We start from the raw sequence: 2,096 nt of genomic DNA, 5'->3' as shown, positions 1-2,096 counted from the left end.
ATCCTCCCCAAACCGATATTCTTCAACAAAAGGTGTCGGTCACCTACCAGAATGCTACCCTACAAGAAGTTCTGACTGATTTGCAGGAGCAATACGGGCTAAAATTCGCTTACCTCAACAATGAATTACCGGTTGAGCAGTTGGTAACGCTAAGCTTTCAGAATGTTCCCTTAAGCCAAGTACTTGATACTGCCCTTAGCAATACGTCTTTATCGTATCAATTGGTGAACGGTCAGATTGTGCTAAAAAATGATACTGAAAAGACCGAGCAATCCGTCGCGAAACCAGAAATAGAAGAAACATCTAAATCCAATTCCTCATCCAACGCAGAAAAATCAGACAATCAAGTACCGACCGCGGAACCGTCTGCCTCTACCAAAGATAATGGGATGCCAGAAGAGGAGAGAAACTCTAAAACGGATGATTCCCAGAATGAAGAATTACCATCTGACGATTCCCGAGATGATGAGCTTCAAAATGATCGACCATCGGTGGACGTATCGGAGCCAGAAGTGCAAAGCTCAGAGAAAATCGAAGAACCCGTTCAAACTGCATCATCTGCTGATACTACTTCAATAAAAGAAGAAGCTACGGAAGTGCCTGCTGAACAAGAGAGCAGTTCTGGTTCGTCAGACGATAAAATATATGAGAAGATTACTCGAACCATTCGGCGGGGCATGAACTACGCCATCTTTAATCATATGCCGAATGACTCGCCCTACAAGAGGAGTCTAGTGCATTTCGGTCTTATTTATCCCCTTAGTACCAACGGACTTCAAGCGGGAGAATACGTGAACCGACTATCGCTCCATATGTTGGTGGGCTACGCTGCTGGCTTAGATGGTGTAGAAGCTTCGGGTTTTGGAAATATAGAAAACGACTTCGTGAACGGGGCGCAGTTCGCCGGTTTCTTCAATTTGGTGAAAAACGAGGTAACGGGAGTACAAGCCGCCGGTTTTATTAACCTAAACGGTGGAACATTAGACGGAGGGCAGTTTGCCGGATTTCTTAATATGAATCTAGACTCACTAGAAGGGGTGCAGGGAGCGGGTTTTCTGAATTTGTCGACTGGGTTCACTCGGGGAGTGCAGGCGGCTGGTTTTGCCAATATTGCTACCCAAAATGCCGATGAGGATGCTCTGCAAGCATCCGGCTTTACCAACATAGCACTTGGCCACTTAAAAGGCGGACAGTTTACCGGATTTGGAAATTATGCTCACAATGTAGACGGAGTTCAGATTGCTGGTTTTGCGAATATTGCTTCCGGCGATGTGCGAGGTTTCCAGGGGAGTGGCTTTATCAACGTAGCCCGCAATGTGAAAGGAGTACAACTCAGCGTGTTTAACGTAGCCGATAGCATTGACGGAGTACCCATTGGTTTTCTGAGTATTGTTCGCAAGAATGGCTATCGAGCGTTAGAAGTATGGGGCGGGGAAACCATGCACGCCAATGTCGCTTTTAAAATAGGAGTAAGGAAGTTTTACAATATCTTCTCATTCGGATCCCAATTTGCCGATACTGACTTCCGCTACGGAGTAGGTTACGGAATAGGTCATGTCACCGCGTTATCTCATACTACTGATCTGTCTATTGATTTATTATGGCAACAAGTTTACGGAGATCAAAATCAAATTTTTGAGATGAACAATATACTAAACCTTCTTAGCACGTTTCGTCTTGGTTTTGCCAAACAGTTCTCTCAGCATTTCGGAGTTTTTATTGCGCCTACTTTCAATCTGCTAGTATCGGAATTACCGAACATTGACAGTACTATTGGCAGTAATTTAGCTCCCTACACTTTCTTCAACCAAACTTATAATAATCAAACTAACGTGCAGATGTGGGCGGGCTTCAACGTAGGTCTGCGCTTCTGAGCTTAAACGAATCCTTCCCATCGATCTGCCATTCGGTAAGTATTATTAACTATACACTTTCAATTACCCGTTTTTCATTGTATTCCCCCATGAGAAGAAACTATACTGTCCCACAATCTCCACGACCTACTCAACGTAGCTACGCCCAGGGTTGGGAAGATTCGGTACGTCAGTACGAAGAGCTATATCCGAAGTCGGCTACCCGTAGGCACCGCAGATTAC

Annotated in this window: 1 protein-coding gene; it reads left to right on the top strand. The window is 44.8% G+C overall.

Annotated features, from left to right (window positions below):
* Positions 1-1,874 (top strand): secretin and TonB N-terminal domain-containing protein (locus WBA23_RS25675; RefSeq protein ID WP_424585134.1); only part of this gene is annotated, 1,874 nt, incomplete at its 5' end.
* Positions 1,875-2,096 lie beyond the last annotated feature (222 nt).

Origin of the sequence: Tunicatimonas sp., from assembly GCF_049647865.1 — a bacterium.
Classification (GTDB): Bacteria; Bacteroidota; Bacteroidia; order Cytophagales; family Cyclobacteriaceae; genus Tunicatimonas.
This window is presented reverse-complemented; position numbering and strand designations above follow the sequence as displayed.